Genomic DNA, 23,437 nt, shown 5'->3' with positions numbered 1-23,437 from the left:
GTATCCGTGATGGGGGCATCCCCTCCAGGAGGCGAGCATGAACCGCACCCTGATCCTGATCGGACTCTTGATCGTCGCCATCGGCCTGCTCTGGCCCTGGCTCTCCAAGCTGCCTTTCGGCCAGCTCCCCGGCGATATCGCCATCCGCCGCGAGAACGTCTCCTTCTACTTCCCCATTACCACCATGATCCTGATCAGCCTGGTGCTCTCGGCGATTCTGTGGCTGTTTAATCGCTAGGCCGGTCGGCCAGGCACATGCTGCGGGCCCCCTGCCGATGTGACTCGGTACCACTCCGCAGGAGGATCATCACAAGCCACCCCATGTCTCCGATCAACCATCAGGCCCTGGAGCATCGGGCTCCAGACGATATTGCCCGGGCTCCCCGGGATGGATACGCACGACGTGCGGCTCAAAACCACCATGCGATGGAGCGATATGGACGCTCAAATAGGGACGCTCCTCGTCCCATCCCCATGTCGCGGCCTCCACCACCGTCCCATAGCCCAATTCTTCCAGCTGCCGTCGCTCAAGAAGCCGCCAATCCTCCCCGGAAAGGTCGAACCACTCCAGATAGGGCTCGCTCCAACAATGCTCGGGGGAACAGACGGTGTAGACGAGAAAGCGCATCGACCCCGCCGAGGCAATCAGCCTCAGCCCGGGATCCACGGGTGGACGGGTACTCTCCGAGAAGGCCACACCCGAGGCAGATAGCAGGGCAATACATGCCAGTCGTCGAATCATAACGCCTCATAGTCGTCTATGAGTCAGGAAGCTCGCTAATCCCGAAGCAGTCTGCGCTGATCTCGCGGCTTCATCGCTAAGGCGATGCCATCAACGCCCCCCGGTACTCCATCACCAGCTCCGGCTGCCCGGTATTGGCGTCCACCTGCTCGGCGAGGATGATAAATCCCTGCTTCCGGTAGAAATCGACGCTGGGCCGGTTCGCCCGGTAGACGCTCAACGTCAGGCCGTCGCGCCGCCGCTTGGCGTCCTCGATCAAGGCCGAGCCGATCCCCCTGCCCTGCCGGTCCGGTGACACGAAGATGGCGGCCAGGGTCGCCTCGACCAAACAGTAAAAACCGCTGACGCTACCGTCCTCCTCGAACACCCAGCTCTCTGCGGCGGGCAGATAGATGTCTCGCATCGCCTCGACCTGGGACGCCCAGAACGCCGCAGGCACGAAGTCGTGCGCCTGAATCGAGGCCGAGAGCCAGATAGTCAGAACCTGGTCGATATCCTCTTCTCGATAGTCGCGAATCATCCGATGCTTCCTTGTCTCTGGCGACTTCGACCAGTGCGGTATATGAATAGCCGAACCAGCCCCGATAACCTTCAGTCTTGCAGGAAGCTATCCACTAGCTCCCTGGCTTCCGAAGCCGCGTCGAGGTTTCCCTGAACATGCGCTACCGAGATGGCGCCTTCCTTCAGCAGGACCACCAACCGCGTGATCTCCTCTTTTCGCCCTTCCGGGAGAGACAACGCATCCACATGTGTACGAATCAATGCCGTAATTCCCGCCTTGTGCTCGGCACAGGCCTGGTGGATGGCACTGTCTTGGTCACCGAATTCAGCGCTGGCATTGATGAAAAAGCAGCCATGGAAAGGCTCGAGATCCGGCACCCGACCGTGGAACCAGTCATCCAGGGCATCAAACAGTTCCAGCAAGGCGGGCTTTCCAGCTGACACACTATCCAGCCTCGAGCGTAGCCAGGCCCGGTAACTGCCGTCACGGTAGCGAATCGTCGCCTCCACCAGATGCTCCTTGCTGGGGAAGTGATGATACAGCGTCTTCTTGGCGACCCCGGACTCCGCCAGCACCAGGTTAACCCCCACGGCGTGAATGCCCCGGGAATAGAACAACCTGAAAGCGGTACGAACCAGCTGCTCTTGCTTATCCATGGCGCCCCCAGATCACATCGGAGGTCACAGCTTGACATGGGGAGACCGAACTGTCTACTTTGTGCAGACCGATCTGTCTACCGACGAGGTTTACCCATGCTCCGACGACTGACCACCTCCCGCCACCTTGCCCCCTTGATAGCCGGCCTGGGCGCCATGCTGTGCATCACGGCGCTTGGCAGCCTGAGTACCGCCACCGAGTCCTCCATCTGGTTGATGGCCCCCTTCGGCGCGACCATGGTGATTCTATTCGGGCTGCCGGAAAGCCCCTTGGCACAGCCCCGGAATGTCATCGTCGGGCACCTGTTGACCACGGCGATTGGCCTGTCTGTCGCAACCTGGATGGACATCACGCCCTGGTCGATGGGGTTGGCAGTGGGACTGGCGGTAGGCTTGATGCTGCTCACCAACACGACCCACCCACCGGCTGGGGCCAATCCGCTAGTCGTTATGCTGGCGGGAGAACACTGGGACTTTCTGCTGATGCCAGTGGCTGCGGGAGCCGTCCTGATCGTGGCGTTCGGGGTGATCTATCACCGGTTGGTTTCCGGTAAGCCCTATCCCCAGCGCTGGCTGTGAATAGTACCCTCAGAAATATGGAGTGGCGGGGCCAGAAGGAAGGTGTAAAGGGCCCAGCTGGCTAATTTTTATAAGGTTGGCGTTCATCCCCCGCTTCCACCGGCCGGCTGCAACGTTCGGTTAGGCCGCATACCAAAGTACTGCGAAATAGTGACATGCGGTACCGGCTAAAACAAAACAGTGCCAGATGAGATGCCCATACCGTAGCTTCGAACCAATGGCGAAGAAGAGTACACCGGCAGTGTAGGACAGCCCCCCTGCCAGCAACCAATGCAAACCTGGTGTCGGTACTCTGGCGACCAGCGGCTCTAGCGCAATGACGACGATCCACCCCATCAGGAGATAAAGCGTCGTGGAGAAGATGGGATTCGAGGCCTTGCCGGATGCCTTCAAGGCTACGCCGACGCTAGCCAAACCCCAAATAACGCCGAAGAGCGTCCAGCCCCATGCACCGCGAAGTACCCCGAGCGTGAACGGCGTGTAGGTTCCAGCGATAAGCAGATAGATCAAGCAATGATCGAGGACGCGGAAAACGCGCTTCGCCTTGCCCGCAGGTAGCGCATGGTAGATCGTGGATGACGAATAGAGAAGGAAGATGGCTGCCGAGAAGAGGCTGGTGCCGACAAGGAACGCTGTGTCGCCGTGCCTTGCCGCATGCATGAGAAGAATCGGAACTCCGACAAGCGCCGCGACAATGCCTGCGCCGTGGCTCAGGCTATTAGCGATTTCTTCCGATCGAGACTGCTCACGGCTGAATTTCACAGGCAATGTACCCATGCCGGTTTCTTACGAGGTCTGACGTTTGCAGCGCGCGGATTTTAGTGTAGGCGAAGCCGCGACGAAAAACTCTGCCGCAACGTTTTACATGGTTATATTTACAACCCATGTAAATTTATCTCCACACTATCTCCTAGCCAATAGGCATATTTCGTGTGGTCTGCCAGATCATCGCCCGTTAAAGCGTGAACCAATACACTTAACCCTCCTCTATTCTCATCCAGCCAGGGAATAAACTCATCAAAGGATTTGCTACCAAAAGTAATTTGGCAGCTCCACTTGGTATGAGGCCCCACCAGCTTCTGATGAACACGCCCGACCTTCAACCCAAACCTCTCTCCTGCTTCTTCACAAAGCTCAGAGGCAAAATCCAGTGTTTCTTGATCAAAATAGACATGGGCGTGATACCCTTTATGTATATTGATTGGCCTTTTAGGATTATTCACCTTAACTGTACCTCAGCGATAAATTTACATGGAAGCCTTACGCCGCCGGCTCAGCCGCGGCGAAGCCGCCGGTTGCTGCGTATGGTTATGCATTTACGGCTCAATGCGGATTGGCGTTCCGTCGGGCACCGCTCGCCATATCTCCTCCATCGCCACATTAGTAACTGCGATGCAACCGTCCGTCCAATCCCATCGTTGGAGCAGGTTACCTAACCAGCCGAGCCCATTCCTCTGTCCGTGGACCATAATCATGCCACCCGGGGAGGCGCCACGTGCCTCAGCGCGAGACCGATCATCCTCGTTCGGGTAGGAGACGTGGAGTGACAGATGAAACGCGCTTCGGGGATTCCTCCAGTCGAGCACGTAATCGCCCTCCGGAGTTCTTTGATCTCCCTCTTCTTGCTTGTGCCCGACAGGGTCGCCTCCGAGCGCAACGGGATATGCGCGGTAACGCTCCCCATCCCTCAAGAGATAAAGCTTTCGCTCTCCCTTGATAACCAGCACTGCTTCTGCTGGAGGCACGTTCTCGGCAAGCATAGCAGGCAGGTGAGCATCTGCGAAGTAGGCGCCCATCGCGAGAACCGGAACGGTCATTATGGCTGTTAATACTCGGTGTCGAACTTTCACCGCCTTAAGGTATAACGCCCCGCGCATGCGCACGAACTTGTGAGCGTCGCAGCGGCCGCAGGCCGCGAATGTCGCGGATTGTTATGGTTTATCGAATCTGGCACGTAGCTTCTCCGAAACAAACTGGGCCCTTGCAGCAGAGTTCAGATGTTTATTATTCTCGGCACACCAACTTATTAGCTCATCGATATCAACATTGACCCGTTGGGCTGTTTTTCCGGCTGAGCGGATTTCATTTATGGCTGAATTAGCATTCTTTCTCCATTCATCATAACTCTCGTCCAGATCGTCAGAATCATCAGCGATTCTCTTTAGCCGATCCCAATGTTCTCGTTGATACCATGCAACTCCAATTACGACTTCATTGTTCTGCACCGATACCTCCTCTGGGAAAACAATAACACCAAAGTTCAGCGTGACCGCGCAGCGGTTTCCGCTGGAATGCGCAGTTAGGCCGCGGTAAAAGTGAGTCCGAAGTGCGCACAATGAGGTTCCCCATACGACAGGCCTAAATCGACGCCGCGCTATAACCAGCATGGACAAGTACGTACCAGAGCCCGAGCACGGCCAGGAAGTTGACCGCGAACACCAGGCCCCTGAGGCGGATGTTGCCAGTAAAGATCTGCACACCACTGTGTAGAAGCCTGCCGATGACGAAGGTCCACGCGAGCAGCGCGACTGTTGGGCTGGGCTCTAGCTCAAGGTGCAGCAAGAGCAGGCAAGCCGCATGAAAGAAGAGCGGCCACTCGAACTGGTTTGCAAGATTGGCGCTGATGCGAGGCTCGAATAACTCGAACGGGTTGCTGCCGTCAGGCCTACGGCCAACTCCCCAGACCGCAGGTGCACGAGCGACGGTGAGCGCGGCATACAAGAGCGCCGCGAGCGCGACATGCGCTGCCATGGGAAGAATGAGAGCTTGCGATGCTCCTAGACTCACAGACCTAACTCCCGGCACAGCGGAAAACTTGTAGCGCCAGCGAAAAGTTGCTCCGCTGCTGCCGTTTGTTAGGTACCATGCTACAGATCCGCTTCATGATTTACACCATCACTGATTGGAACATCAGAAATGTCATACGGGTTGACGCCCTCCAAACACCCAACATTGAATCCGTACTCGTTTGGATTGGAGCGCGTTTGGTGATGCGTGTAGATGCCACAGTTCGAACAGAAATAGTGCTTTGCGACCCGCGCATTGAACTGATAGGGCCTAAGGTGCTCAGAGCCTTTGAGGACACGGAGACCGCTCAATGGCACATAGGCCATAACCGCCCCTTTTCTCCTACAAATAGAACAATTACACCTTTTCGGGTCAACAAGACCGTCTGGCAGATCAAGTTCGAGCTCCACCATGCCGCAGTGACACGTAGCCCTGTGCTTGAGCTGAATATCAACTTCTCCCACTTGTTTTATCACTACGATATCTCCCCATCACCGGTGCTAAAGCCGTAGCAAAACGGAGATTTTGCCATCCGGTGCATGGCCTAGTCATGAGTTTCCTGGTGGGTCAATGTCTTCACCGAACATGATTCGATGACCCTCTGGTGTTGCTACACAAAACTCTCGCAAGCCCCAGGGCTTATCAAATATTGCCTGGAAAATCTCAACGCCGCGCTGCTGATAGTCACGGTAAATTTCGTCGATGCCCTCACAGTTAACATAGGAAAAGTACGAATGTTCATGCGTATCACGAGCCAGAAGTTCGTCCGGGCAATGCCCTACCATTACGTGAAAACTGCCGAGGCTCAGGAACGACCAGCCGTCCACACGGAACCGGACGGAAAATCCAAGTTTATCGAGAAAGTAGCTCTCGGTCTTCTCAAGATCCTTGACCGCCAGAACATGCTGGGTTGCTTTTACTTTAAACACCGATGACTCCCTTCACGAGTGTGGATACTCATAACGCCGCGCACACCGCCGCGAGCTTGCGAGCGTCCGGCAGCCGAAGGCTGCGTAGTGCTGCGTAGTGCTGCGTAGTGCTGCGCTTTGTTATACGGCCTTTTCATTAAGCCACCCGTTGAAAATTTCGCAAGCTGGCTTGAGACTATCCAAGTTACCTGCCTCATATGTCGCCAGCCTACCTTCAAATTTTCCTAACATTGATTCCTGCATTTTTCGGCACAAAAACTCCCAAACAACCATGTGTGATCTATAGTCATTGACGCTCACCTGCCGATAAATGTGCAACAACTTGAGCGGTTTTGTAAGCCGGCCTGAATCAAAGCACTCCCAGTACTTGGCGAGATTGGTAATGCCTCCGCTAGATTCAACTTCAATGATGATGATTTTATCGGGAAGCTCTACGCGAAGATCTCCGAACTGATAGTACACTGCGCCTGCAATCGGTATGCGATTCCTTGCTCCCTGACTAGACTCAGAGTCCATGCCTTTAGCCCTAGCTATTTCTCTGAACTTTTCAAGTGCTAATGCTTCGTGGTTAGTTCGACTCATAATGATCCATGTAAGGCCGTATAACGAGGCTGTAGAAAAACCCATTTCCGGCCATCCTACACCCTTCCTATTGATTCAATTCTTCCGGCATAGCGTCCGTCCCATCATTCATGAATCACGCCATTGATGCCGATGATGATCTCTATCATCCCCTCTATCGGTAGCGCCCTGACAGACACCTTCCTCCGCCTCATCACGCTGCCAACCTGCCGTAATTCGCCAGCTTCTCAATATTATGTACCAGGCAGTACAGCTGCCATTGTCCCTGCACCTTCCGCTTGCCGCTCAAACTGAAGCGGTTCAAGCCTTTGTTGGTGCCGATATTGCCGAATACGGGTTCTACCACCGACATGCGGTGACTGTAGATTGCCTTGCCTTCGGCGCTATCGACGCGCTGCTTCATCCAATCGGTGTAGGACGGTGCTCGTCGATGTGCCAGAGCAAAGCAGACCTGTCGCCCCGCTCCGTGGCGATGATCTGCCGCGCTGGGGTTATGCATGCACTGGTACTTCTTCGCGCAGTTCCGACACTGCAGCAACCGGCCCTCGAAATACGCCCGGAGCGTCCCACGATTGTCTTCTCGGGTGCCCCGATAACTGATCTGATGCCCTGCCGGACACTGGCAGGTCAAGTTGATGGGATCGAACTGGAACTCGCTGGCCGGAATGATCGACTTCCGAGTCGAGGACGGGCTGTCCTGATGACGCTTGCCGTATTTGGCTTTCTGGGCGTTGAACTTGGGGTCGCGACGCCGGAACTGGTTGTCGGGAATGTAGCCATTGATCTGCTGTTCGTGCAGGTAGCGCATGTTGGCTTCGTTGGCGAAGCCAGTATCGGCCGTCACCACGGTGCCGTCCTGATAGATATTCGGACTGATGCCCAGTCGTCGGTAGCGCTGCACGATGCTCTCCAGCACCGGCTTGAGCGTATGGTGCTCCTGGCCTTCGCCAAAGGCCTGGGCATCGATGATGACCTGGTGTTTCTTGTCGACCGTCGCTACCCCGTTATAGCCCTGAATCGTGCCTTTCCCGGTCGTCATCTTGGCACTCTCATTGTCGGTGAGGTTGCTCTTCACCTCCTGGCTGCGCTTGCCCTTCCCCTGTCGGGGACGCTGCGTATTCAGGAACCGGTCTACCTTGGTCATGGCTCTGTCGAGGGAGAGGATCATCTTGGCATGGCGGATATCTCGTTCCATCTCTGCCTCGGTCTCCGCCTTGTCGCGCTGAAAATGCTCCTCCAGATGGTGGCGAATCAGGCGACGCAGCTTGTCACGCTTTTCACCGAGTTCCTTGAAGGTGCCAGACCACTCCTTGACCGCATTGGACGACATCTTGCAACCGTCGATGGCAAAGAGTTCGTTGCCCAGCAGGCCCTGCTCGTGGCAGACCAACAGGACCTGCTCGAACAGGGCTTCGATCTCATCCGCGTGACCGCTAACGAATCGGGCGAGCGTGGTGAAATGCGGCACGGTATCGCAGGACAGCGCCTTGAACAGGATATTGGTCTCGCAACACCACTGGATTTCCCGGCTGGAGGTGATGCCCTTGGAATAGGCGAACAGGATGATCTTGAGCAGGATCGCCGGATCGTAGGCACAACGACCGGTGGCGTCGTTGCGGTACCTGGGGTGGAATACCGATAGGTCCAGCTTGTGCTCGATCAGGTAGTGCACCGCATGCTCAAACGTACCTGGCTGCAGCTGTTCCAGGTAGTTGATGGCGACCATGGCGTGCTGATCGTAGTCGTAGGGCTTGAACCTGGGCATGCCGGCGGCGCTCCGTTGCCTTTTCCTCATCCTACCGTGGATGGGGTTTTGCTACAGCCTCAACGCCCCAGCTCAGCCGCGGCGCCAAAAAATACAACGCATTTTTGGTGACGTCGGCTGGAGCGCCTTGTTGGGCCTTGGCACTAAGCGAGCCTCTTGCGAGCCAAATGGCGACGAAGCAGGAACGCAAGACCTGCAACGACAAAGGACACCACGCATAGAACACCAAAGGCCACCAGGGCGGATTCATGGGTAACTACCACACCATCGAAGTACCGGCCCTCGCTGTTGTACGGGAGCCGCGCCAGACGAACATACAAGACGCCGAACAGTACCCCTGCAGCAATAGCCAACGCCAGAACGCCATTAACCAGGAGGGAAAGAGGGTTCATTTCTTTTAGGCCCAACAGGTATTAGACGGCGCGCTCTATGATTGGATCAACGTGCCGGCACGATTGTCCAGCCAATATAGCCTATCACTTAGCGACTAACCAATTGATTTTAAAATAAATTAATTATAGCTTGGCTATCTATGCAGAACTCGCGCGCCTGCTGCTTTTTCCGATTTCACTCATCCCGGGGGAGCTGGCTGCTGATGTGGTGAGGGGCGCCGGGCACGCTACCGCCCCTACCCTGCGTCTTGTGATGGCGGCCGCCATCCATGCGGTAGTCCCCAGGCACCTTGTTGTTATCCTCCCGACCATCTCAGCGGCCTTAAGTATTGAGAGTAAGCAAGGGGGGCGGGAGATGCAAAGGTGGGGGGTTGGGGGCAGCTCTTCCAGGGCGCCTGACGGCGCCAATCGCGCGGAGAATCCGCGCTCCTACAACACCAGTGGCTACAACAGAAACTGGGTGGCTCCATCAGGGGCGCCTGACGGCGCCAATTGGATCGCCCTTCGGTCGATATCGCGCGGAATCCGCGCTCCTACAGAACTGTGATTCCGGTAACAAAAACCCCGGGCGGCGTGGGCCGTCCAGGGTTGAGTGGGGCGTGGCGGGCTTAGCTTAGAAGAACAGTTCTTTCAGGGCGGTGCCGGGGCTGGGTTGGCGCATAAAGGCTTCACCGACCAGGAAGCCGTGGACGGCTTGCTCGCGCATGCGGGTCACGTCGTCGCGGGTGTGGATGCCGGACTCGGTGATCACGGTGATGCCTTCGGGGATCTGCGCCAACAGCTCGAAGGTGGTCTCGAGGCGGGTGTCGAAGGTGTGCAGGTCGCGGTTGTTGATGCCGACCATGGTCAGGTCGAGGCGCAGGGCGCGTTCCAGCTCCTTGGCGTCGTGCACTTCCACCAGCACGTCCATGCCCAGCGCCCGGGCCTGCTGGTAGAGGTCGGCCATGCGGGCGTCGTCCAGGGCGGCGACGATCAGCAGGATGCAGTCGGCGCCGATGGCGCGGGCCTCGCTCACCTGGTAGCCGTGGGTGATGAAATCCTTGCGGATCACCGGCAGCTCGCAGGCGTCCCGGGCGTCGATCAGGAAGTCTTCGTGGCCCTGGAAGAAGTCGGCGTCGGTCAGTACCGAGAGGCAGGCGGCGCCGCCGGCGGCGTAGTCGGCGGCGATCTCGGCGGGCCGGAAGTCTTCGCGGATCACGCCCTTGGAAGGCGAGGCCTTCTTGATCTCGGCGATCACCCCGGGCTCGCCCCGGGCGATGCGCGTCTCCAGGGCCTGGACGAAGCCCCGCGGGGCGCTCTGGCGCTCGGCCAGGGCCAGCAGGTCGCGTTCGGCCACGGCGCGGCTGCGCTCCTGCACTTCCTCGTCCTTGCGGGCGAGGATACGGGCCAGGATGGTGGGCAGTTGGGTCGTCATCAGTGGGTATCCTTTAGCCCGCGAAGACGCGGGAGAAATCGGCCAGTTCCTTGAGCTTCTCCAGCGGCAGCTTGGAGTCCTGGGCGTCCTGGGCCATGGCCACGCCCTCCTTGAGGGTATCGGCCACCCCGGAGGCATAGAGGGCGGCGCCGGCGTTGAGAGCGACGATATCCGCCGCCGGGCCTTCGCCCACCAGCGCCTCCTTGACCAGCCGCAGGCTGTCCTCGGCGGTCAGCACCTTGAGGGGCTCCAGGGACTGGCGCTCGATGCCGAAGTCTTCGGGGGTAATGGTGTACTCGCGGATCTCGCCGTCCTTGAGCTCGGCGATGCGGGTCGGCGCGGCCAGGGAGATCTCATCCAGGCCATCCTCGGCGTGGGCCACCAGCACATGGCGGCTGCCCAGGCGCTTGAGCACCTCGGCCATCACCGGCACCAGGCCAGGCTCGTAGACGCCCAGCACCTGATTGGGGGCGCCGGCGGGGTTGGTCAGCGGGCCGAGGATATTGAACAGGGTGCGCACGCCCATTTCCCGGCGCGGGCCGATGGCGTGGCGCATCGCCTTGTGGTGCATGGGCGCGAACATGAAGCCCACCCCCACCTGGTCGATGCAGCGGGCCACCTGCTCGGCGTTCAGCTCCAGGGTGATGCCGGCCACGGCGAAGAGGTCGGCGCTGCCGGAGGAGGAGGAGACGCTGCGGTTGCCGTGCTTGGCCACATGGGCGCCCCCTGCCGCCGCCACGAAGCTGGAGGCGGTGGAGACATTGAAGAGGTTGGCGCCGTCGCCGCCGGTGCCGACGATATCGACGATATTGTCGCCATGCACCTCCACCGGAATCATCAGCTCGCGCATCACCTGGGCGGCGGCGCTGATCTCCTCCGGGGTCTCGCCCTTCATGGAGAGGCCGATCAGCAGGCCGCCGATCTGGGCGTCGGTGGCCTCGCCGGTCATGATGGTGCGCATCACCGCGTAGGTCTCGTCGAAACTCAGGTGACGGCCCCGCATCACCGCATCGATCGCTTCTCGCATCTGCATCGTTGGGTCTCCTTGCGATCCGCGGCGCTTAGCCACGCTTGAGGAAGTTGGCCAGCAGCTCGTGCCCCTGGCGGGTAAGAATCGACTCGGGGTGGAACTGCACCCCTTCCACGTCCAGGGTCTTGTGGCGCAGGCCCATGATCAGCCCCGGGGTGACGTCATCGTCGTCGACCCAGGCGGTCACTTCCAGGCACTCGGGCAGGGTCTCGGCGGCCACCACCAGGGAGTGGTAGCGGGTCACCTCCAGGGGATCCGCCAGGCCCTCGAAGACGCCGTGGTGATGGTGGCGCACCTGGGAGGTCTTGCCGTGCATCACCTGGGGGGCGCGCACCACCTCGCCGCCATAGACCTGGCCGATGGCCTGGTGGCCCAGGCAGATGCCGAGGATCGGCAGCTTGCCGGCGAAGTGACGGATCACCTCCAGGGAGATGCCCGCCTCGTTGGGGGTGCAGGGCCCGGGGGAGATGACGATATGGCTCGGCGCCAGGGCCTCGATCTCCTCGAGGGTGATGGCGTCGTTGCGGTGGGTGATCACCTCGGCTCCCAGCTCGGCCAGGTACTGCACCACGTTGTAGGTAAAGCTGTCGAAATTGTCGATCATCAGCACGGACATGGCTTTATGGTCCTGTTTCTATGCTTGTGTCCAGTTGGCGTGGGAAAGGCTACCCAGGGAGTGGCCCAGATCATCCTCGGTATCTTTTCGCCGGCCGTGCAGGAAGCCCAGACACAAAAATGCCGCCCTGCAGGCGGCATCGTCATTCAAGACACGAGGGAGCCGCCCCACCTTAGGAGCGCCACCACTGGCTCGAATGTGTGTGATCTGGAGTCTTCATGCCGGTATGGTGCGGCCGGCGCGGCGAGCTGTCAAGGCGCCCGGCGTTAGTGCCGGGCCCGGCTTCGTGGCAGAATTCGCCCATGATCGAGACTCCCCCCTGCTGTGGCCCCCTGGCGCGCCACTGGCCCTGGTCCTTTCCCCTGCCCGGCACCTGCCTGGTGGCCGCCCCCTTCGATGCCGAGCGCCTCGACGCCGCCGCCTTCGCCACGGCCGGTATCGTCCTGCCTCCGCGCCTGGCGAGTGCCGCCGCCAAGCGCCAGGCGGAGTTTCTCGCCGGGCGCCTGTGTGCCCGCCAGGCGCTCTGGCAGCTGGATGGTCGCTGGCAGGCCCCCGCCATGGGCGAGGATCGGGCGCCACGCTGGCCCGAGGGCTGCGTCGGCGCCATTACCCATGGTCATGGCTGGGCAGCGGCCCTGGTGGGCCAGCGCTCGGCCTATCGAGGCCTGGGCCTGGACGCGGAACGACTGCTGAGCGACGAGGAGGCCGCACGCCTGGCACGCCGGGTACTGACCCCGGCGGAGCGGGAGCGGCTCCCCGCCGACGCGGCGGCCCTGGCGGTCACCCTGACCTTCTCCCTCAAGGAGAGCCTGTTCAAGGCCCTCTACCCGCTGGTGGGTCGCCGCTTCTACTTCCCCGACGCCGAGCTGCTGAGCTGGCGGGGCGACGGCCACGCCCGGCTGCGCCTGCTCAGCGATCTCTCCCCGGCCTGGCCCGCCGGCCGCGAGCTGGAGGGCGGCTTCTGTCGCTGGCAGGGCCGGCTGCTGAGCCTGGTGGCGATTCCCGCCAGTTGAGCCCAGCCTCGCCTCTGCCGGCAGGCGTTATTCCAGGTTATCGAGGCCGCGTTCGGCCATGGCCACGGCGCGGAACAGGGCACGGCCCTTGTTGAGGGTCTCCTGCCACTCCATCTCGGGCACCGAGTCGGCGACGATGCCGGCGCCGGCCTGCACATGCAGCTGGCCGTCCTTGATCACCGCGGTGCGGATGGCGATGGCGGTATCCATGTTGCCGTGCCAGGAGAGGTAGCCCACGGCACCGGAGTAGACGCCGCGCTTGACCGGCTCCAGCTCGTCGATGATCTCCATGGCGCGGATCTTCGGCGCCCCGGAGAGGGTACCCGCCGGGAAGGTGGCGCGCAGCACGTCCATGGCGGTCAGCCCCGGCTTCAGCCGGCCGGTGACGTTGGAGACGATATGCATCACGTGGGAGTAGCGCTCCACCACCATCTGGTCGGTGACCTTCACCGTGCCGGTGCGGCTGATGCGCCCCACGTCGTTGCGCCCCAGGTCGATCAGCATCAGGTGCTCGGCCACTTCCTTGGGATCGGCCAGCAGGTCCTTCTCCAGGGCCAGGTCCTCCGCCTCGCTCTTGCCGCGCACCCGAGTGCCGGCGATGGGCCGCACCGTGACCTCGCCCTCTTCCAGGCGGGTGAGGATCTCCGGGGAGGAGCCCACCACCTGGTGGTCGCCCAGGTCGAGGAAGAACATGTAGGGCGAGGGGTTGAGGCTGCGCAGGGCGCGGTAGAGGTCCAGCGGCGGCGCCTGGTAGCCGATCGACATGCGCTGGGAGGGCACGCACTGCATGACGTCGCCGGCCAGCACATACTCCTTGATGGTCTCCACCGCGGCCTTGAAGCCGCCCTCGGTGAAGCCGGAGGTGAAGTCGCCCTCCTCCACCGCCGGCGCGCCGGTGCCGGGGCTCTGGGTATTGACGGTGGCGCTGCGCAGCCGGATCTCCAGGCGCTCGAGGCGCTCCCGGGCCCGCTCGTAGGCGTCGGCCTCGGCGGGGTCGGCATGGGTCCACAGGGTCAGGCGACCGGAGAGGTTGTCGAAGACCACCAGCTCCTCACAGACCATCAGCAGGATATCCGGCACGCCCAGGGGGTCGGCCTTGGCGGCGGCGGCCGCGCTGCGCAGGCGCGGTTCCACGTAGCGAATGGTGTCGTAGCCGAAGTAACCCACCAGGCCGCCGTCGAAGCGCGGCTGGTCGTCCAGCCGCGGCACCCGGTAGCGGGACTGGAAGGCCTCGATCCAGGCCAGCGGGTCCTCGACCTCGGCTTCCTCGATCACCCGGTCGCCATCCAGGTGGCGCACGGTGAAGCCGCGCACCTCGAGGCGCTCGCGACACGGCAGGCCGATGATCGAGTAGCGGCCCCACTTCTCGCCGCCCTGCACGGATTCCAGCAGGAAGGTCCAGGGGGCCTGGGCCAGCTTGAGGTAGGTAGAGAGCGGGGTGTCGAGGTCGGCCAGCACTTCCCGGGTCACGGGAATGCGGTTGTAGCCGGCCTGGGCCAGCTCCTGAAAGCGGTCGGGAGTCATCATGCCCGTCAAGTCCTTTGGTGGTGTCTCGGAAAATGGCTAGCGGCGGCCGCCGTGGCGACCCGAGGGCATCACCATCGCCAGCGCTTGACCTCGCGCATCAGGGTGGCAAGGCCCTGGCGATTCGAAGGGAAATGACCGGGCATGGGAGTGGTGTCCGTGCGAGAAAGTTATAGCAACTTCTTATCAAATCGGCGTTTTTTATAGCGCCTTAGCGAAGGAACACTAAACGAGTTCCGCCAGCGATTCAACCATGCCGTCGGGGCCGCAGGCCGCCACCGGCTCGCCGTGATTGTAGCCATAGGGCACCGCCAGGGTACGGAAGCCGGCGGCCTTGCCGGCGGCGATATCGTGGCGGGAGTCGCCTACCATCAGGCAGCGCGACGGCGGCACCTCGAAGTGGCCACTCATCGCCAGCAGTGGCGCCGGATGGGGCTTCTTCTCGGCCAGGGAGTCGCCGCCCAGGCAGCGGGCGAAGAACCCATCGATACCCAGCCCCTCGAGGATCGGCGCGATAAAGGCCGCCGGCTTGTTGGTGACGAGCGTCAGGGTCAGGCCGCGCCCGGCGAGCCCTTCCAGGGCCTCGCGCACCCCGGGGTAGAGGCGGGTGCGGGCATCCGGGGCCTGGCCATAATGGTAAAGGAAGCGGGCATGGGCCGACTCCAGGCGCTCGGCCCCGGGGGCCTGGCCCAGGGCCGATGTCAGGGCCCGCTCCACCAGCACCCGGGAACCATTGCCCACCCAGTCGCGCACCCTGGCCTCGCCGGCGGCGGGCAGGGCCATATCGGCGAGGGTGAGATCCACCGCCGCGGCCAGGTCGGGGACCGAGTCCACCAGGGTGCCGTCCAGGTCGAAGCTGACCAGGGTGATGCCTTCCAGGCTGGGATGCATGGGTGCTCCTTGTGGTGTCAGACAGGGGTCGAATCGGCCATGCCGATTATGCATGTAATATTACGAAAAATTCTTCCACTTTTTGGCTGCCGCCCATAGGCAGACGAACGTCGTCCCGTTATGCTAGGGCCAGCCGTTGCCGACTCCAGGGCATCTCCCTCCCTACTCGGCCGGACGCCTACGACACCCCCGCCGTGACGCCCGACCGCCGTATCGAGGCCTGTGTCCTGACCCCGGGCAACTTTTTCAAACCTCTCCCTTACACACTTTGTCAGGAGTCTCTTATGACGCTACCACGCATCGTGGTGGTCGGCGGAGGCGCGGGCGGACTCGAGCTGGTCACCCGGCTCGGTCGCAAACTCGGCAAGCGCCAGCGCGCCGAGATCGTGCTCGTCGATCGCAACCCTACCCATATCTGGAAACCCCTGCTACATGAGGTGGCCACCGGCGCCCTCGATTCCGGCCTCGATGAGGTCTCCTACCAGGGCCATTCCAAGGGGAATGGCTACCAGTTCCAGCGCGGCACCCTGAGCGATATCGACCGCGAGGCGCGCCGGCTGACCCTGGCGCCGATCCTCGACGACGATGGCAGCGTGGTGCTGCCGGCCCGCCACCTGGACTACGACTACCTGGTACTGGCACTGGGCAGCGTCTCCAACGACTTCGGTACCCCCGGGGTCGCCGAGCACTGCCACTTCCTCGACTGCCCGCAGCAGGCCGAGGCCTTCCGCCACGATATGCTCAACACCTTCCTGCGCTACAGCGCCCCGGAGCGGCGTACCCACACCAAGCTGACGGTGGGCATCATCGGCGCCGGGGCCACCGGGGTGGAGCTGGCCGCGGAACTCTATGACGCCTCCAAGATGCTCAAGAGCTACGGCTTTACCTCCATCGAGGCGAGCCAGGTGCAGGTCCACCTGGTGGAGGCCGCTCCCGGCGTGCTGCCCGCCCTGCCGGCGCGCATCGGCAAGGCGGTGCACAAGGAGCTGGAGAAGCTCGGCGTGCATATCCATGCCGATACCCGAGTCACCCAGGTCACCGAGATGGGCTTTATCACCGCCGAGGGCGAGAAGATCGAGACCGACCTCAGCGTCTGGGCCGCCGGCATCAAGGCGCCGCCCTTCCTCTCCGAGCTGGGGCTGTCCACCGAGCGCAACCACCAGGTCAAGGTGCATGCCACCCTGCAGAGCATCGACGACGAGCGTATCTTCGCCTTCGGCGACTGCGCCAGCTGCCCTCAACCGGATAACAAGCGGGTGCCGCCCCGGGCCCAGGCCGCCCACCAGCAGGCCGGCGTGCTCTATCGCAACCTGCGCGCGGCCCTGGCCGACAAGCCGCTCAAGGAGTTCACCTTCCGCGATCGCGGCTCGCTGATCTCCCTGGCCCACTTCGATGCGGTGGGCAGCCTGATGCGCGGCGCCTCGGCGCGCAGCCTGTTTATCGAGGGGCGCCTGGCCAAGCTCTTCTACGCCTCCCTCTACCGCATGCACCAGTTCGCCATTCATGGCGCCGTCAAGACCGGCATGACGGTGGTGGTAGATGGGTTGAACCGCTTCCTGCGGCCGAAGATGAAGCTCCACTAAGCCCCGGCAACACTGGCATCAAAAAAGGCCGCCGAGCGATGCTCGGCGGCCTTTTTCGTGGCCGGGCGCTAGCCTTAGTCCACCTTGGCGGGAATGCTCGCCTCGGCCGGCAACGCCTCGGCGCCGTGATGATAGAGATGCACATCGCGCTGGGGGAAGGGAATGCTGATGCCCTCGGCGTCGAAGCGCCGCTTGATCTGCTCGGTCAGGTCCCAGTAGACGTCCCAGTAGTCCGCCGCCTTGACCCAGGGACGCACGATCCAGTCGATGCTCGACTCGCCCATGGCGCTCATGCGGATATTGGGGGCCGGCGTCGGCAGGATACGCGCGTCGGCGGCCAGCACCTCCTCCAGCACCCGGCGCACGGTGTCCGTGTCTGCTTCGTAGCCGACGCTGGCCACCAGGTCGACCCGGCGGGTGTCGTGGCTGGAGTAATTGGTGATGGCGCCATTCATCATCTGGCCATTGGGCACGATGATGCGGCGGTTATCGGCGGTCTTCAGCTCGGTGGTGAAGATCTGCACATCGTCCACCACCCCGGCCACGCCGCCGGCCTCCACATAGTCGCCGATCTTGTAGGGGCGGAAGATGATCACCATCACCCCGGCGGCGAAGTTGGCAAGCGACCCCTGCAGGGCCAGGCCCACCGCCAGGCCGGCGGCACCGACCACCGCGATCAGCGAGGCGGTCTGGATGCCCACCCGGCTGATGGCCGCCAGCACCACGAAGATCAGCAGCAGCGTATAGAGGATATTGCCCAGGAACTTGACCAGCAGCGGCTCCACCTTGGCCCGCTCCATGGCCTTGGTGGCCAGCTTGTGAAACAGCTTGGCCGCCCAGCGCCCGATCAGGAAGATGGCGATGGCCGCCACCAGGTTCATACCGAAGCTCGCTCCGGAAGTCTGCAGATAGGTCATTACCCCATTCGCATCCATAAGTCGTCCTTTTTCCATTCCATTCAAGTAGAGGTGGTTTGCCCGGCAAACCCTTGCAGCATAGCAGCGTTACCACACGCTCGGCGGGCCCCCATATTGTGGGAGCTGGCTGCAGCCTCCCCCAACCCAGTGGGAGCTGGCTTTAGCCGGCGATTCGGCATATCGGCGATGTGGTATCACCATCACCGACCTTACCCTATCGCCTGCTGAAGCAGGCTCCTACCACCCCGGTGCTCTCACCAACTGTGGGAGCTGGCTTTAGCCGGCGATTCAGTGAATTAAAGCAGGCCCTCCCGCTGCCGCGCCAGCCAGGCGCGCTTCTGGGCCGGGGAGAGCCGCTTGATGGCGGCCTCCTGGCGCAGTGCCTCGCCATGGCTTTCCATCGGCTGCTGATACCTGAGGACCAACGGCCCCTTGCCGCGCAGCGCCTTGGCGCCACGACCGCTACGGTGCTGCTCCAGGCGGCGCGCCACATCGGTGGTGATGCCGGTATAGAGGGCACCGCCGGCGGTCTCCAGCAGATAGAGGGTCCAGCGGGGCTCGGATGCCGCCATTCAGGCCTTGGCCAGCTCGTCGCGGAAGGCCTGGATCACGCTGTCGTAGCGGTGAGGATCCTCTCCGCGGCCGGCATTGAAGACCGCCGAGCCGGCCACGAAGGTGTCGGCGCCGGCCCGGGCGATCTCGGCGATATTCTCCACCTTGACCCCGCCATCGATCTCCAGGCGGATATCCAAGCCCGAGGCATCGATGCGCCGACGCGCCTCACGCAGCTTGTCCAGGGTGCCGGGCAGGAAGGACTGGCCGCCGAAGCCCGGGTTGACGCTCATCAGCAGGATCATGTCGACCTTGTCCATCACATGGTCCAGGTAGGCCAGCGGCGTGGCCGGGTTGAACACCAGGCCCGACTTGCAGCCGCCGTCGCGGATCAGCTGCAGGGAACGGTCGATATGGTCGGAGGCCTCCGGATGGAAGGTGATATAGCTGGCTCCGGCCTCGATAAAGTCGCCAATCAAGCGATCCACCGGCTTGACCATCAGGTGGGCATCGATGGGCGCGGTGACCCCGTGATTGCGCAGCGCCTTGCAGACCATGGGGCCGATGGTCAGGTTGGGCACATAGTGGTTGTCCATCACGTCGAAGTGGACGATATCGGCGCCGGCGGCCAGCACATTGTCCACTTCCTCGCCCAGGCGGGCGAAGTCGGCGGAGAGGATGGAGGGGGCAAGCTTGAAGTCGCGATGAGACATGGAGGTCGAAGACTCCTCGGGTCAGGGTAGCCAGGTCGGGCGTATTCTAGCAGCCCGACCGGCTTCCCTACAGGCATCATATCACCGACAGGCGCTCGCCCGATGCGGAGTCGATGCCCATATCGCGGGCCGTTGCAGCGCCACTGTCTTATGCCTCACCAGCCTGTGGCGACGCCTCGCCCTGCGCATCTTCAGCGGCCTTGCCCACCCGGTAGATGACATACAGGGCGGAGATAAGCGTCAGGCCAACGAAAAGGACCAGCCCCGCACCGAGACCGGCATAGCCGCCCCACTCCACCGAGTAGCCCGCCACCACCGGGGCGATGCCATTGGCTGCCATCACCGCGCCTCCCGCGGCCGCCACCACGCGGCCCTGCTTGTCGGCGACACTCGCCACCCCCATCAGGCAGCTGTAGGTGAAGAAATGCAGCGTCGACCAGGCGATGACGAGACCACCATAGAGCCATTGGCTATCCGTCTGGCTGACCGCCAGGGTGACCCCTCCGGAGGCGAGGATCCCGAACATCAACAGCGCCGAGCGCCCGAATCGCCTGCCGGCCCAGATAAGCAACAATGGGCCCAACAGCGAAGTGGCCCCATGCACCCCAAAGATCAGTCCCAGCCCGCCCGGCTCGAAACCGAGGCGATGCACCCCGATGCGCTCGGCATACATCCAGATCATGGTGTCGCGGATAAAATAGAAGAGCACCATCGCCAGCACCGCCAGCGACAAGGGGGTCAGCAGAAACAGGTAGGAGCGCTTGCCTGCCTGGGGAGTGCATGTCGAGGCCCCTTCGCCGACGAGGTCTCGCTGCTCCGGCGTCGCCATCAGCCAGGGGAGGCAGAGCAGGTGCAGGACGATCAACACCAGCATGACCCCATCGAGGGCAAAGCGGCTGGCGAATTGTGGCGTCAACACCAAGAGGGCGATAAACAGCACCGTGCCCAGCAGGACGACACGATCGAAGGTCTTCTCGGGATCCTCATAGCCGGCCACCACCGCATTGCCCACCGCCAGCACGACCCCATAGCCAATCCCCGAGAGCAGCAAGGGTAAAATCACCGAGGCGCTATCGTTCACCATCACCACCCCGATATTCCCCAGCACGGCCAGCGCCGTGCCCAAGAGCACCAAGGGCCGCCTGGGTAGCCGATGCACCACGGGAGCGACCGCGAAGGCCGCCAGACACATCGCCGTGAGGTTGTAGGTGACCAGCAGCCCCGCCGCGGACTCCGAGATGGCAAAGCTGGTGATATAGGCACTAAATAAATAGGGCAAGACGAGCAGTGGTGCCAACCCGACGCCATAGATCGCCGCGAAGGGCATCAGGATATTTTTCGATGTTAGTGTCTCGAATATTTTCATTATTGTTCACTCCCTTGCTCAGTCCAGGCGTCACCGGCATGGGCTTCGGCCAGGGCGATCACCGCCTCCTGATGAGGCAGCACCTCATCGGTATAGGCGATGGTCGAGCCAAAGCTTTCGAAGGGGTTATCAATCCCCGATTCAATCCCCGATATTCCTTCGATCACCGCAAGCCCCATATAAGGGGTCGATGCCAGGTCATAGCCGCCTTCCTGGCACAGCACCAGGCGCCCGTTGCACAGTTGCTCGGCGGCGCGTCGGATTCCCTTGGCAAGATACTTGAAGCCACGGGGTGTCATGGCCATACGCGCCAGGGGGTCATAGCAGCCGGCATCCAAGCCCGAAGCGACGATGATAAAGTCGGGGTTAAAGCGCCTGAGCGCGGGCATCACGACCCGCTCGAAGACCTCCTGATAGACCCGGTTTCCGCCCCCCGGAGGCAGTGGCACATTGATATTCCTGCCGAAGCCCTTCCCTCCCCCGCGGTGATCGCCGGTCCCCGTATTCTCCTCGAGGAAGTAGTAGTCCTGATGGATGGAGATCGTCAGAACGTCGGCATCACTCCAGAAGATCTCCTGGGCACCATTGCCGTGGTGCACGTCCCAATCGACGATGGCGACCCGTTCACAGCCGAGTCGTTGAGCATGACGTGCCGCCAGGGCGACATTGTTCAGCACGCAGAAGCCGGCACCACGGTGGCTCTCCGCATGATGCCCGGGTGGCCTGACGAAGGCGAAGGCATTATCGACCTCCTCCGCCATCACCCGCTCCACCGCCGTCATCGCCCCACCGGCCGCCAGCAAAGCGATGTCGAGCCCTCCGGCGGCGAAGACCGCTCCGGGTCCGGCGACCGCCGCCACCCCCTTATCCTGGGCCTTGAGGACGTCCAGGTATTCGCCAGTATGCACACGAAGAATTTCGTCATCCGTGGCCCTGCGCGGTTTGATGCTAACCAATTGTTCGGCTAGCCCCGATTGCTGAAGCAAGTTATAGAAACGACGCTTTATCTCCGGTCGATCATAGTTGGCGCCGGGCTGCACCAGGAAGGGAGGAAAGGGTTGATTGAGGCTGTCATACCAGAAGTAGCTTTCATCGAAAACCAGACCCGTGGCCATCAGTTCTCTCCTTGATTACCTTGTTGTTGTGCCAGGAAATACGGAATCTTCGGCGAGCCGCCCACCGAGCCCGACGAGCGGCCGTCGATATCAACCCAAGGGGGACTCCGTCGCCACCTTCCCGGCCGGCTCACGGGTCAGGAGGCTGACGGAAACGTAGGTCATCGCCGAGACGACGCAGCCCAGCAGCGGCCCCTGAACCCAGCCCAAGTCGGTACCCAGCAGCACGAAGGCACTGGTGGCGAAGCCGGTGGCGATGGAGGCCAAGGCGCCGGCGCTATTGCCCTGCCAGAAGGTGGAGCACAGCGACACCCCGAACAGCGAAGCCATCAGGGTGCCGTTGCCCAGCACGCCCAGCCACAGCACCATCACCGGGGGCAGGTAGGCCATGGCGAAGAAGGCCATCACCCCTACTGCGATCACCATCAGGCGGTTGAAGCCCATGCGGCTGAAGAAGCCACTCTTGACCCCCAAGGCGTGGCGAATGTCATAGGAGATCGCCGTGGAGATGGTGTGCATCAATGAGTTGGCGGTGGACTTCATGGCGAACAGGATAAACAGCGTGATCACGCTGGCCATGACCGGTCCGAAGGCGTCCTGGATAAAGGTCGGCATCGCCAGGTCGGGGGTACCGAGCTCCGGGAAATAGGCTCGCGCATAGAGACCAGCCAGGGGGGTAAAGTTGAGCAGCAGGCCGAAGATCGCCACCCAGATCCCTACCCTGGCCATGCTGACATCCTTCTTGATGGCCAGGAAGCGCACCGACATATAGGGCAGCACCGCGGCCCACATAAAGGCATAGGGCAATACCAGGAAGGAAGACAGGGTGCTATCACCGTAGGGGGCTCCCGTCGAGGGGTTGGCGAGCTCGGGATCGATGCTATGCAGACTCGCGATCAGATCGCCGACCCCCACCTGGACGAAGACCACATAGGCGATCGCGCAGGAAGCCCCCACCATGCCGATGATCATCACCGTATCGGTCCAGGCCACGGCCCGCAGGCCGCCGAAGATGGTGTAGCCGATCACCAGCAGGGTCACGAAGAGCGCCGCCGTATGGGACGAGACCCCGAGCCAGCCCGACATCAAGAGGCCGATGGCGCGGATCTGGGAGACCAGGAAGACGCTCAGCAGCAGCACGATGATGATGGCGGAAATCGCCCGCAGCCAGCGTCCTGCCGCCCCGTCCGAGTGGCTATTGGCGATGTACTCGGAGATGGTGCGACTCCCCATGCGCTGTGCCTTGCGGCGCAGGAAGCCGGCGAAGAACACCGTGGCAACCAGGAAGGCCGGGGTATAGAAGACGTTGGAGTAGAGCTCGAAGGAGCCGTATTGATAGGCGACGCCGGGCGCCCCCATAAAGACGAAGCCACTATAGCCGGTGGCGATAATGGTGGCGGCGGCCACGAAGGGGCCCAGGGAATTATTGGCCACCAGGAAGCCCGATTCGTCCTTGTCTCCCGAGGCTCGCATGGAGAGCCAGGATAGGAAGAACATGGCCGAGGCGGATACCAGGAGTAGCGTCCAATTAAGCATGGGGCTTGCCTCCTTTCCGGTTCGCTGACCGACGTGTATCCAGCACCAGGGCGAGAACGGCGATGGCCAGCGTCACGCCGGAAGCCACGAAGAAGCCGATAAGAGTCCAGGATTCCATAGATCCCCCGATAGGTTGTTAGCGGAACGCCTCGTTCGGGAATTCGAGACAAGGCGGCCCCAGGGCTGGTGCATGACGCACCGGCCCGTCGTCGCTGGTCGCTCGACGAGAGTCG

27 protein-coding genes are annotated in these 23,437 nt (G+C 61.9%); 4 read left to right on the top strand and 23 right to left on the bottom strand.

What is annotated here, in order from left to right:
* The first annotated feature begins 37 nt into the window (after positions 1–37).
* Positions 38–238 carry a DUF2905 domain-containing protein gene (locus ACQ1W9_RS07435; RefSeq protein ID WP_198057553.1) on the top strand — a complete coding sequence of 67 codons (201 nt, stop codon included), beginning with the start codon at positions 38–40 and terminating at the stop codon, positions 236–238.
* A 93-nt stretch (positions 239–331) separates the two neighbouring features.
* Here the strand turns inward: ACQ1W9_RS07435 and ACQ1W9_RS07430 are convergent, their stop codons facing one another.
* The 3 genes from ACQ1W9_RS07430 to ACQ1W9_RS07420 all read right to left on the bottom strand — a co-directional run bounded on the left by ACQ1W9_RS07430 (position 332) and on the right by ACQ1W9_RS07420 (position 1,900).
* On the bottom strand, positions 332–742 hold the full coding sequence (locus tag ACQ1W9_RS07430; protein WP_431026015.1) for a hypothetical protein: 411 nt from the start codon (positions 740–742) through the stop codon (positions 332–334).
* A 76-nt stretch (positions 743–818) separates the two neighbouring features.
* The gene (locus tag ACQ1W9_RS07425; protein ID WP_431026014.1) at positions 819–1,262 is read right to left on the bottom strand and encodes an N-acetyltransferase; all 444 of its coding nucleotides are present in this window, start codon (positions 1,260–1,262) and stop codon (positions 819–821) included.
* Positions 1,263–1,333: 71 nt separating this feature from the next.
* A complete protein-coding gene (locus ACQ1W9_RS07420) occupies positions 1,334–1,900 on the bottom strand; it encodes a TetR/AcrR family transcriptional regulator (RefSeq protein ID WP_431026013.1) in 567 nt (188 codons plus the stop codon).
* A 96-nt stretch (positions 1,901–1,996) separates the two neighbouring features.
* Between ACQ1W9_RS07420 and ACQ1W9_RS07415 the strand changes: the two genes are divergently transcribed.
* Entirely contained in the window at positions 1,997–2,479 is a 483-nt protein-coding gene (locus tag ACQ1W9_RS07415) for an HPP family protein (protein WP_431026012.1), read from the top strand.
* A 120-nt stretch (positions 2,480–2,599) separates the two neighbouring features.
* Here the strand turns inward: ACQ1W9_RS07415 and trhA are convergent, their stop codons facing one another.
* The 12 genes from trhA to ACQ1W9_RS07355 form a co-directional block, all read right to left on the bottom strand.
* The gene (trhA, locus tag ACQ1W9_RS07410; protein ID WP_431026011.1) at positions 2,600–3,256 is read right to left on the bottom strand and encodes a PAQR family membrane homeostasis protein TrhA; all 657 of its coding nucleotides are present in this window, start codon (positions 3,254–3,256) and stop codon (positions 2,600–2,602) included.
* 98 nt (positions 3,257–3,354) lie between these two features.
* On the bottom strand, positions 3,355–3,702 hold the full coding sequence (locus ACQ1W9_RS07405; RefSeq protein WP_431026010.1) for a DOPA 4,5-dioxygenase family protein: 348 nt from the start codon (positions 3,700–3,702) through the stop codon (positions 3,355–3,357).
* Between the two features lie 93 nt (positions 3,703–3,795).
* On the bottom strand, positions 3,796–4,239 hold the full coding sequence (locus ACQ1W9_RS07400; RefSeq protein WP_431026423.1) for a L,D-transpeptidase family protein: 444 nt from the start codon (positions 4,237–4,239) through the stop codon (positions 3,796–3,798).
* A 171-nt stretch (positions 4,240–4,410) separates the two neighbouring features.
* The gene (locus ACQ1W9_RS07395; RefSeq protein WP_431026009.1) at positions 4,411–4,704 is read right to left on the bottom strand and encodes a hypothetical protein; all 294 of its coding nucleotides are present in this window, start codon (positions 4,702–4,704) and stop codon (positions 4,411–4,413) included.
* Positions 4,705–4,837: 133 nt separating this feature from the next.
* Positions 4,838–5,266, bottom strand: a complete 429-nt coding sequence (locus tag ACQ1W9_RS07390; protein WP_431026008.1) for an MAPEG family protein — start codon at positions 5,264–5,266, stop codon at positions 4,838–4,840.
* An 80-nt stretch (positions 5,267–5,346) separates the two neighbouring features.
* Complete coding sequence (locus ACQ1W9_RS07385) at positions 5,347–5,679, bottom strand: GFA family protein (RefSeq protein WP_431026422.1); 333 nt, start codon at positions 5,677–5,679, stop codon at positions 5,347–5,349.
* Between the two features lie 135 nt (positions 5,680–5,814).
* Entirely contained in the window at positions 5,815–6,195 is a 381-nt protein-coding gene (locus ACQ1W9_RS07380; RefSeq protein WP_431026007.1) for a VOC family protein, read from the bottom strand.
* A gap of 120 nt (positions 6,196–6,315) precedes the next feature.
* Positions 6,316–6,822 (bottom strand): hypothetical protein, encoded by a 507-nt coding sequence (locus tag ACQ1W9_RS07375; protein WP_431026006.1) that lies wholly within the window; start codon positions 6,820–6,822, stop codon positions 6,316–6,318.
* 148 nt (positions 6,823–6,970) lie between these two features.
* Entirely contained in the window at positions 6,971–8,542 is a 1,572-nt protein-coding gene (locus ACQ1W9_RS07370) for a transposase (protein WP_431026005.1), read from the bottom strand.
* 1,005 nt (positions 8,543–9,547) lie between these two features.
* The gene (trpC, locus tag ACQ1W9_RS07365; protein ID WP_431026004.1) at positions 9,548–10,348 is read right to left on the bottom strand and encodes an indole-3-glycerol phosphate synthase TrpC; all 801 of its coding nucleotides are present in this window, start codon (positions 10,346–10,348) and stop codon (positions 9,548–9,550) included.
* 13 nt (positions 10,349–10,361) lie between these two features.
* On the bottom strand, positions 10,362–11,381 hold the full coding sequence (trpD, locus tag ACQ1W9_RS07360) for an anthranilate phosphoribosyltransferase (RefSeq protein WP_431026003.1): 1,020 nt from the start codon (positions 11,379–11,381) through the stop codon (positions 10,362–10,364).
* A gap of 28 nt (positions 11,382–11,409) precedes the next feature.
* Positions 11,410–11,994, bottom strand: coding sequence for an anthranilate synthase component II (locus tag ACQ1W9_RS07355; RefSeq protein WP_431026002.1), 585 nt, complete (start codon positions 11,992–11,994; stop codon positions 11,410–11,412).
* Between the two features lie 302 nt (positions 11,995–12,296).
* Between ACQ1W9_RS07355 and ACQ1W9_RS07350 the strand changes: the two genes are divergently transcribed.
* A complete protein-coding gene (locus tag ACQ1W9_RS07350) occupies positions 12,297–13,007 on the top strand; it encodes a 4'-phosphopantetheinyl transferase family protein (RefSeq protein ID WP_431026001.1) in 711 nt (236 codons plus the stop codon).
* A 27-nt stretch (positions 13,008–13,034) separates the two neighbouring features.
* Here ACQ1W9_RS07350 and trpE read toward each other — a convergent pair whose 3' ends face one another.
* Positions 13,035–14,531: an anthranilate synthase component I gene (trpE, locus tag ACQ1W9_RS07345; RefSeq protein WP_431026421.1), complete on the bottom strand. Its 1,497-nt coding sequence runs from the start codon at positions 14,529–14,531 to the stop codon at positions 13,035–13,037.
* A 225-nt stretch (positions 14,532–14,756) separates the two neighbouring features.
* Positions 14,757–15,422 carry a phosphoglycolate phosphatase gene (locus tag ACQ1W9_RS07340; RefSeq protein ID WP_431026000.1) on the bottom strand — a complete coding sequence of 222 codons (666 nt, stop codon included), beginning with the start codon at positions 15,420–15,422 and terminating at the stop codon, positions 14,757–14,759.
* 284 nt (positions 15,423–15,706) lie between these two features.
* On the opposite strand from ACQ1W9_RS07340, the gene ACQ1W9_RS07335 reads away from it, so the two are divergent.
* On the top strand, positions 15,707–17,005 hold the full coding sequence (locus ACQ1W9_RS07335) for an NAD(P)/FAD-dependent oxidoreductase (RefSeq protein ID WP_431025999.1): 1,299 nt from the start codon (positions 15,707–15,709) through the stop codon (positions 17,003–17,005).
* A 74-nt stretch (positions 17,006–17,079) separates the two neighbouring features.
* On the opposite strand, the gene ACQ1W9_RS07330 is transcribed toward ACQ1W9_RS07335, so the two are convergent.
* The 6 genes from ACQ1W9_RS07330 to ACQ1W9_RS07305 form a co-directional block, all read right to left on the bottom strand.
* Positions 17,080–17,922, bottom strand: coding sequence for a mechanosensitive ion channel family protein (locus tag ACQ1W9_RS07330; protein WP_431025998.1), 843 nt, complete (start codon positions 17,920–17,922; stop codon positions 17,080–17,082).
* A 296-nt stretch (positions 17,923–18,218) separates the two neighbouring features.
* A complete protein-coding gene (locus tag ACQ1W9_RS07325; RefSeq protein ID WP_431025997.1) occupies positions 18,219–18,494 on the bottom strand; it encodes a GIY-YIG nuclease family protein in 276 nt (91 codons plus the stop codon).
* Complete coding sequence (rpe, locus tag ACQ1W9_RS07320) at positions 18,495–19,187, bottom strand: ribulose-phosphate 3-epimerase (protein WP_346063535.1); 693 nt, start codon at positions 19,185–19,187, stop codon at positions 18,495–18,497.
* 148 nt (positions 19,188–19,335) lie between these two features.
* Positions 19,336–20,553 (bottom strand): MFS transporter, encoded by a 1,218-nt coding sequence (locus tag ACQ1W9_RS07315; protein ID WP_431025996.1) that lies wholly within the window; start codon positions 20,551–20,553, stop codon positions 19,336–19,338.
* The gene (locus ACQ1W9_RS07310) at positions 20,553–21,668 is read right to left on the bottom strand and encodes a class II histone deacetylase (protein ID WP_431025995.1); all 1,116 of its coding nucleotides are present in this window, start codon (positions 21,666–21,668) and stop codon (positions 20,553–20,555) included. Before ACQ1W9_RS07310 ends, ACQ1W9_RS07315 begins: the two co-directional genes overlap by 1 nt.
* A gap of 90 nt (positions 21,669–21,758) precedes the next feature.
* Complete coding sequence (locus ACQ1W9_RS07305; protein WP_431025994.1) at positions 21,759–23,204, bottom strand: sodium:solute symporter family protein; 1,446 nt, start codon at positions 23,202–23,204, stop codon at positions 21,759–21,761.
* Between the last annotated feature and the right edge of the window lie 233 nt (positions 23,205–23,437).

Source organism: Halomonas sp. H5 (assembly GCF_050613175.1).
Classification (GTDB): domain Bacteria; phylum Pseudomonadota; class Gammaproteobacteria; order Pseudomonadales; family Halomonadaceae; genus Bisbaumannia; species Bisbaumannia salifodinae.
This window is presented reverse-complemented; position numbering and strand designations above follow the sequence as displayed.

Bases quoted from the DNA above. Each gene is read 5' to 3' on its own strand.
- trpC (WP_431026004.1), bottom strand. From the start codon at position 10,348: ATGACGACCCAACTGCCCACCATCCTGGCCCGTATCCTCGCCCGCAAG.
- rpe (WP_346063535.1), bottom strand. From the start codon at position 19,187: ATGTCTCATCGCGACTTCAAGCTTGCCCCCTCCATCCTCTCCGCCGAC.
- ACQ1W9_RS07330 (WP_431025998.1), bottom strand. From the start codon at position 17,922: ATGACCTATCTGCAGACTTCCGGAGCGAGCTTCGGTATGAACCTGGTG.
- ACQ1W9_RS07310 (WP_431025995.1), bottom strand. From the start codon at position 21,668: ATGGCCACGGGTCTGGTTTTCGATGAAAGCTACTTCTGGTATGACAGC.
- ACQ1W9_RS07435 (WP_198057553.1), top strand. From the start codon at position 38: ATGAACCGCACCCTGATCCTGATCGGACTCTTGATCGTCGCCATCGGC.
- ACQ1W9_RS07325 (WP_431025997.1), bottom strand. From the start codon at position 18,494: ATGGCGGCATCCGAGCCCCGCTGGACCCTCTATCTGCTGGAGACCGCC.
- ACQ1W9_RS07430 (WP_431026015.1), bottom strand. From the start codon at position 742: ATGATTCGACGACTGGCATGTATTGCCCTGCTATCTGCCTCGGGTGTG.
- ACQ1W9_RS07415 (WP_431026012.1), top strand. From the start codon at position 1,997: ATGCTCCGACGACTGACCACCTCCCGCCACCTTGCCCCCTTGATAGCC.
- ACQ1W9_RS07305 (WP_431025994.1), bottom strand. From the start codon at position 23,204: ATGCTTAATTGGACGCTACTCCTGGTATCCGCCTCGGCCATGTTCTTC.
- trpE (WP_431026421.1), bottom strand. From the start codon at position 14,531: ATGACTCCCGACCGCTTTCAGGAGCTGGCCCAGGCCGGCTACAACCGC.
- ACQ1W9_RS07375 (WP_431026006.1), bottom strand. From the start codon at position 6,822: ATGGGTTTTTCTACAGCCTCGTTATACGGCCTTACATGGATCATTATG.
- ACQ1W9_RS07425 (WP_431026014.1), bottom strand. From the start codon at position 1,262: ATGATTCGCGACTATCGAGAAGAGGATATCGACCAGGTTCTGACTATC.
- ACQ1W9_RS07315 (WP_431025996.1), bottom strand. From the start codon at position 20,553: ATGAAAATATTCGAGACACTAACATCGAAAAATATCCTGATGCCCTTC.
- ACQ1W9_RS07400 (WP_431026423.1), bottom strand. From the start codon at position 4,239: ATGCTTGCCGAGAACGTGCCTCCAGCAGAAGCAGTGCTGGTTATCAAG.
- trpD (WP_431026003.1), bottom strand. From the start codon at position 11,381: ATGCAGATGCGAGAAGCGATCGATGCGGTGATGCGGGGCCGTCACCTG.
- ACQ1W9_RS07340 (WP_431026000.1), bottom strand. From the start codon at position 15,422: ATGCATCCCAGCCTGGAAGGCATCACCCTGGTCAGCTTCGACCTGGAC.
- ACQ1W9_RS07420 (WP_431026013.1), bottom strand. From the start codon at position 1,900: ATGGATAAGCAAGAGCAGCTGGTTCGTACCGCTTTCAGGTTGTTCTAT.
- ACQ1W9_RS07350 (WP_431026001.1), top strand. From the start codon at position 12,297: ATGATCGAGACTCCCCCCTGCTGTGGCCCCCTGGCGCGCCACTGGCCC.
- ACQ1W9_RS07370 (WP_431026005.1), bottom strand. From the start codon at position 8,542: ATGCCCAGGTTCAAGCCCTACGACTACGATCAGCACGCCATGGTCGCC.
- ACQ1W9_RS07355 (WP_431026002.1), bottom strand. From the start codon at position 11,994: ATGTCCGTGCTGATGATCGACAATTTCGACAGCTTTACCTACAACGTG.
- trhA (WP_431026011.1), bottom strand. From the start codon at position 3,256: ATGGGTACATTGCCTGTGAAATTCAGCCGTGAGCAGTCTCGATCGGAA.
- ACQ1W9_RS07385 (WP_431026422.1), bottom strand. From the start codon at position 5,679: ATGGTGGAGCTCGAACTTGATCTGCCAGACGGTCTTGTTGACCCGAAA.
- ACQ1W9_RS07335 (WP_431025999.1), top strand. From the start codon at position 15,707: ATGACGCTACCACGCATCGTGGTGGTCGGCGGAGGCGCGGGCGGACTC.